Genomic DNA, 6,111 nt, shown 5'->3' with positions numbered 1-6,111 from the left:
GCCACCAACACCGCCCGATACCCCGCCACAAACGCCTGCGACGACAACGCATCCATCCCCTGCGCCCGCGAAATCCGCGGCACCAACTCCATCGCCAACCCGGTATGCCCCGCCGCACGCAACGCACCCACCAGCTCAAGCTCCTGCGCCGTGGGGAGGAACGAGATGGTGATCGCGGCCGAGCCGAGCCGACCAACCTGGCCCGGCGACAACGGCCACACCGACAACACCACCCCAGCACCATCGAGCGCACCCGAGTCCACCACCGCACCCGCGTCCCGATACTCGACATCGGTGAACCCCGCAGCCACACCAGCGCCCAGCTCGACCACGACCTCCAAACCCACCTCGATCAAGCGCGACACCAAGCCCGGAACGAGCGCGACCCGCCGCTCACCAGGCCTCGACTCGGCGCCTACGGCGATCCTCACAACCCGCGCTCTAACTCCCCCGGTGGGACGGACTCCGACTCCGGAGACCCCGGCCGGACGGTGTACGACCGTGGGGCTGCTGAGGCGCTACCAGCTGCCGCGGTGGTCCGGGATCGTGAAGATCAGCGGCATCGCGGCCGTCAGCAGCACCGCCAGCACGACGAACGCCTCCGCCTGCGCGATGGCCGGGTTCGCGCTGTTCGTCAGCACGGCCGTGATGATCGACACCGAGATGATGGCGCCGGTCTGCCGGAACATCCCGCGCAGCCCCGCGATCGACGCGATCTGGTCCGGGGCGAGCTGCAGCCCGGCGTTGTTGGACGCCGGCCCGGACATGCCCATCCCGAGCCCAGTGATCCCGGCGGAGATCGACAACCACAGGTAGCCGGACGTGCCCTGCGGTGGCGGCACGGCCATCAGCACCAGCCCGACGATGAGCGTCGCGTTGCCGACCGCCATCGGGATCCGGTGTCCCAGCCGCCGCAGGGTGAAGACCGCCATCGCCGCGAGGACGATCATCCCGATGCCGCGGGCGGTCAACAGCGTGCCGGCGGCGAGCGGGTCGAGGTTGTAGCGGCGCTCGGCGTAGAGCGGCACGAGAGCGGCGAACCCGATGGCCGCGGCGCCGAACAGGACGTTCAGCAGGTTCATCGCGCCGACTCCCCTGCCCGCCAGTAGCCGCAGCGGGATGAACGGCGCGCGGTGGCGGACCGTGTGCCGCACGAACAGGCACGCGGCGCCGACCGCGACAAGCTCGGGCACCGCGAACCACGGGCTCGTCACGCCGCGGTCGAGGTTGGTCAGCCCGTACATCGTCGCCAGCATCAGCGTCGCGAGCAGGGCCAGCCCGCCGAGGTCGAGCCGGCCGGCCGGCCGGCGCGGCGACTCCGTGATGAGCTTGCACGACAGCACGAACAGCAGCACGCCGATCGGGACGTTGACGAGGAAGATCGTCCGCCAGCCGAAGTAGGTCACGATGATCCCGCCGAGGATCGGCCCGACGATGGCGCCGATCGGGAAGATGCTCGAGAACATGCCCACCGCGCGGTCGCGGTGCCGGCCGAAGTGCTCGGCGACGATCCCGGTCGCGGACGGCATGAACGCGCCGCCGCCGAGCGCCTGGACCGCGCGCAGCGCCACCAGCAGGTAGATGTTGTTCGCGAAGCCGCAGGCGAGCGAGGCCCCGGTGAACACGCAGATGCCGAACAGGAACACCCGCTTGCGGCCGAAGTAGTCGCCCAGCTTGCCGGCCACCGGCATGGCGATGAGCTGCCCCAGCGAGTAGACCGTGATCGTCCAGCCGCTCCAGGACAGCTCGGCACCGAGATCCGTCTGGATCGCGCCCAGCGCGGTCGCGACAATGGTCTGGTCGATCGAGGCCATGAAGAGCGCGATCGCCACCACCGCGAACACGATGTGCCGCCGCGGCGACGGTTCCGGGCCCGGTTCGGCCGACGAGGCGGGTGGGGTAGCGGACGGCATGTCTGCTCGTACGCTTCGTGTCCCCATAATTTGACCACAGTATTTGCTTGCCGGCAGGCAAGTAAATACTTTGTGAGGGACCTCTCCGACTTGGAGGCAGTGGTGGATGCGGAAGCAGTGACCAGGTTGCGCCGGGTCATCGGGCGGCTGGCCCGGCTGTTCAACGCGTCGTCCTCGAGCGAGGGCCTGACCCCCACGCAGGCGTCGGTGCTCGGCCTCGTCGCCCACCGCGGCCCGATCGGCCTCGCCGAGCTGACCGACCTGGAGGGCTTGAACCCGACGCTGCTGTCCCGAGTCGTGTCCAAGCTCGACGGCGACGGCCTGGTGCGCCGCCAGCCCGACCCGGCCGACCAGCGGGCGGTCCAGCTGGAGGCCACCGACGCCGGGCACCGAACCCACGCGCGGATCCTCGCCGCCCGCACCCAGACCGTCGCGAAGATCCTCGAGGACCTCTCGCCGGACGTCAGCGACACGCTCGCGGAAGCCCTGCCCGCACTCGAGGCCCTGGCGGAAGGCCTACGCACGAACACCCGGTAACCGCGAACCCGCAAACTCCTCGCGAGTCCAACACTCAGAACCCGCGAGTCCAACACTCAGAACCCGCGAGTCCAACACTCAGAACCCGCGAGTCCAACGTTCGGAACCCGCGAGTCCAACACTCGGGCGACCCGGCGCGGCGTCCGGAACGTTGGACTCGCGGGTCGGGAACGTTGGACTCGCGAGGTGCTGGTGAGGGGTCTTCACGGTCTCCGCGGGACCCCAGTAACCTGGATCGGCACTGATTGGGGGTTGACCGATGGCGGGAACCGGCGCCGCGGTGCGCCGCACCTATGGCGGACGCTCGGCCGGCGAGCGGCGTGCGGAGCGCAGGCAACGACTGCTCACGGCCGGTCTGGCCTTGATCGGCACCGAAGGCTACGCCGCGACGTCCATCGAGAAGCTGTGCGCGCTCGCCGGAGTGTCCACACGGAACTTCTACGAGGAGTTCAACAGCCGCGAGCACCTGCTGATGGCACTGCACGACCAGATCATCGAGCAGGCCTTCCATGCGGTCCGGGCCGCGCTCGACGACGCCGACGACGCCCCGCTGCCGGAGCGCTTCACGCGTGCGGTGCGCGCGTTCGTCACCACCACCGCGAGCGACCCGCGCTGGGCGCGGCTGTCCTACGTGGAGATCATCGGCGTCAGCAACGTGGTCGAGAAGCACCGGATCGCGTGGCGCGAGCGGTGGGCGAACTTCCTGGTGTCGGAGGCCAGGCGGGCGGTCGAGCGCGGCGAGGCCACCGACCGGGACTTCCACCTCGGCGCGGTCGCGCTGATCGGTGCGGTCAACGAGCTGGTGCACCACTGGTCGCTCAGCGGCGGCAAGCGCTCGCTGGACGACGTGATCACCGAGATCGTGCGGGTCGCCACCGCGACGGTGACCGCCCCGTGAGCGCGGCCACCTCCATCGGCGCCGAGTCCAGCGCGGCGGAGCTGCTGCGCCGGCTGTCCGACGTGGCCTCCTCCTCCGGCACCCAGGTCGGCGCCGCGGCACGGCTCTTCGCCAAGTGCGTCGCGGCCGACGGGGTCATCCAGGCGTTCGGCACCGGCCACTCGCAGGGCACCGCGCTCGAGGTCGCCGGCCGGGCCGGCGGGCTGATCCCGACGAACCGGATCGCGCTGACGGACCTGGTGCAGTTCGGCGGAGAGGACCCGGCCGTGCTCGCCGATCCCATGCTCGAGCGGCGCGGCGACGTGGCCGCGCGGCTGTACGAGCTGGCCGCGCCGGCGCCGCGGGACCTCTTCGTGATCGCATCGAGCTCCGGGGTGAACTCGGCGGTGGTCGAGATGGCCCACGAGGTCAAGGCGAACGGCCACGAGCTGGTGGCGATCACATCCGTGGCGCACTCGACGCGGGTGGAGCCCCGGCACGAGTCCGGCAAGCGCCTCGCCGACCTGGCCGACGTCACCCTCGACAACGGCGCCCCGTTCGGCGACACCCTGCTGGCGATGCCGGACGGCACGTCGGCGGGCGCGGTGTCGTCCCTGTCGGCGGCGCTGCTGGTGCAGATGGTGGTCGCCGAGACGGTCCGCCTCCTCCTCGACGCCGGCACGACGCCCCCGGTGTACGTGTCGAACAACGTCCCGGGCGGCCACGAGCGCAACCTCGAGCTGGAGGCACGCTACGCGGGCCGCATCCGCCGCACCGCGAGCTAGTGCGCGGCCGAACTAGTCCTGCTTGACCATGTACTGGTCGTGCCTCGCGAGGAACTCGGCGTACTCCTCCGGGGACAGCTCGCGGCCCGAGTCGATCAGCTCGGCCAGCTCGCGGAAGTACTTCTCCCGCGGCGGGGCCGGCGCGAACAGGATCAGCATCGACGCGGGCTCGTCGGACTCGTTGCCGAACGCGTGGATGCCGCCCTCCGGGACGTACAGGAAGTCGCCCGCCGTCGCCTCGATCCATGTGTCGCCGTTGAACAGCCAGACGGCGCCGTCGACGATGTAGAACGACTCGGAGAACGTCTTGTGGTAGTGGGCCGACGGGCCGCCCGCGTGCGCGGCCATCGAGTACTGGAACAGACCGAACTGGCCGTTCGTCACCGATCCGGTCGCCAGGAACGCGTTCGTGACGGTCGGCCGGACGAGCGTCTCCACCTCCGCGATCGGCCGGTAGGTCGCGCTGATCTCACCCGAGTCGCCGACGTAGGTCACGTCACCCTCCCCTTTGCGTCGTTTTCTGCCACGATGGTACGGCCATGACCGACCGCCCTTATGTCCTGCTGAGCTGCGCGTTGTCGCTCGACGGGTACCTCGACGACGCCACCGACCGCCGCCTCGTGCTCTCCAACGACGACGACTGGGACCGAGTCGACGAGGTCCGCGCGAGCTGCGACGCGATCATGGTCGGCGCCAACACGATCCGCCGGGACAACCCGCGGCTGCTCGTCCGCTCCGCCGAGCGCAGGCGGCGGCGAATCGCCGACGGCCGGCCGGAGAACCCGCTCAAGGTGACGATCACGGCATCCGGCGACCTCGACCCGGCCACCGAGTTCTTCGCGACCGGAGAGCAGGTCGTCTACGCACCGAGCGGAGTCGCCACGCCCGGCGAGACGGTGCCGATGGGCGAGCGGGTCGACCTGGCGGCCGTCCTCGCCGACCTCGCCGCGCGCGGCGTGCGGCGGCTGATGGTCGAGGGCGGCACCGACATGCACACCGCCTTCCTGACCGCCGGGCTCGCCGACGAGCTGCACATGGTCACCGCGCCGCTGTTCGTCGGGGACGGCAAGGCGCCCCGGTTCGTCCACGACGGACGGTTCCCGTGGGACGGTGAGCACCGCGCCACGCTCGCCGAGGTACGCGCGATCGGGAACGTCGCGCTGCACCGGTACCTGCTCAGCAAGTCCGAAGTGGACAAGCACTGGCTGCGTGCGGCGATCGAGCTGTCCACCCGCTGCCCACCGTCCACCACGGCATTCGCGGTGGGCGCGATCGTCGTGGACGGGCAGGGCAACGGGCTCGCCCGCGGCTACTCCCGCGAGTCCGGCGGCACCGAGCACGCGGAGGAGGCGGCGCTGGCCAAGCTCGACCCGGCCGACCCGCGCCTGCGCCGGGCGACGATGTACAGCTCGCTGGAACCGTGCGGCCGCCGCAGCTCCCGGCCGCGCACGTGTACCGACCTGATCCTCGCCGCCGGCATCCCCCGGGTGGTCTTCGCACTGCGGGAGCCGCCGACCTTCGTCGACGGGCGGGGCGCCGAGCTGCTCACGGCCGGCGGCGCCGAGGTGGTCGAGGTGCCCGAACTCGCCGCCGCGGTCCGCGACGTGAACCGGAACCTGCTCTAGCTTGAGTTTTAACCTGTTCGGCGGGGTCGGGGCCTGGTTGACTTCGTCTTGGTTGGTGTGCTGGTCCTGACGATGTGCACGTCGTGGCGTTGGGCTGGTTGGTGGTTTCGGCTTCCGGTCGGTCGTCCTGGGCCGGGCCGGGAGGGTTTCGGTGCACCGGCTGGACAGCCTGCCTGCGCGCGGATGTGCCGAAACCCGCGACGGACCCGGGCCGGGGACAACCGATCAGGCGCGGCGGGTTTCTCCCATGGACGGCGTAGATCGACGGTCAGGCGTCGGGCAAGTCGCAGTTGGGTGTAGGCGACCAACACTAGCCAGGTCCAGCGGTCCGCCGCTTCCGGTGTCCGCAGTTTCGGTGCGGTCCAGCCCAGGGT

The 6,111-nt window shown here is 70.7% G+C and carries 6 protein-coding genes and 1 pseudogene; 4 read left to right on the top strand and 3 right to left on the bottom strand.

What is annotated here, in order from left to right; translation table 11 throughout:
• Both ACRDTB_RS36975 and ACRDTB_RS36970 read right to left on the bottom strand, forming a co-directional pair.
• Positions 1-431, bottom strand: a pseudogene (locus tag ACRDTB_RS36975) (NAD(P)(+) transhydrogenase (Re/Si-specific) subunit alpha); the annotation flags it as partial.
• An 87-nt stretch (positions 432-518) separates the two neighbouring features.
• Positions 519-1,913: an MFS transporter gene (locus ACRDTB_RS36970; protein WP_431436919.1), complete on the bottom strand. Its 1,395-nt coding sequence runs from the start codon at positions 1,911-1,913 to the stop codon at positions 519-521.
• 102 nt (positions 1,914-2,015) lie between these two features.
• Here ACRDTB_RS36970 and ACRDTB_RS36965 point away from each other — a divergent pair, with 102 nt between their 5' ends.
• The 3 genes from ACRDTB_RS36965 to ACRDTB_RS36955 all read left to right on the top strand — a co-directional run bounded on the left by ACRDTB_RS36965 (position 2,016) and on the right by ACRDTB_RS36955 (position 4,112).
• Positions 2,016-2,450: a MarR family winged helix-turn-helix transcriptional regulator gene (locus ACRDTB_RS36965; RefSeq protein WP_431436918.1), complete on the top strand. Its 435-nt coding sequence runs from the start codon at positions 2,016-2,018 to the stop codon at positions 2,448-2,450.
• Positions 2,451-2,709: 259 nt separating this feature from the next.
• Positions 2,710-3,348: a TetR/AcrR family transcriptional regulator gene (locus tag ACRDTB_RS36960; protein WP_431436916.1), complete on the top strand. Its 639-nt coding sequence runs from the start codon at positions 2,710-2,712 to the stop codon at positions 3,346-3,348.
• Positions 3,345-4,112: a sugar isomerase domain-containing protein gene (locus tag ACRDTB_RS36955; protein WP_431436915.1), complete on the top strand. Its 768-nt coding sequence runs from the start codon at positions 3,345-3,347 to the stop codon at positions 4,110-4,112. The genes ACRDTB_RS36960 and ACRDTB_RS36955 overlap by 4 nt, the downstream gene beginning before the upstream one ends.
• Before the next feature lie 12 nt (positions 4,113-4,124).
• Here the strand turns inward: ACRDTB_RS36955 and ACRDTB_RS36950 are convergent, their stop codons facing one another.
• Positions 4,125-4,607, bottom strand: coding sequence for a cupin domain-containing protein (locus ACRDTB_RS36950; protein WP_431436914.1), 483 nt, complete (start codon positions 4,605-4,607; stop codon positions 4,125-4,127).
• 44 nt (positions 4,608-4,651) lie between these two features.
• On the opposite strand from ACRDTB_RS36950, the gene ACRDTB_RS36945 reads away from it, so the two are divergent.
• A complete protein-coding gene (locus tag ACRDTB_RS36945) occupies positions 4,652-5,737 on the top strand; it encodes a dihydrofolate reductase family protein (RefSeq protein ID WP_431436912.1) in 1,086 nt (361 codons plus the stop codon).
• Positions 5,738-6,111: the final 374 nt, after the last annotated feature.

This window comes from Actinophytocola sp., from assembly GCF_050699935.1.
In the GTDB taxonomy this organism is placed as follows: Bacteria; Actinomycetota; Actinomycetes; order Mycobacteriales; family Pseudonocardiaceae; genus Actinophytocola.
This window is presented reverse-complemented; position numbering and strand designations above follow the sequence as displayed.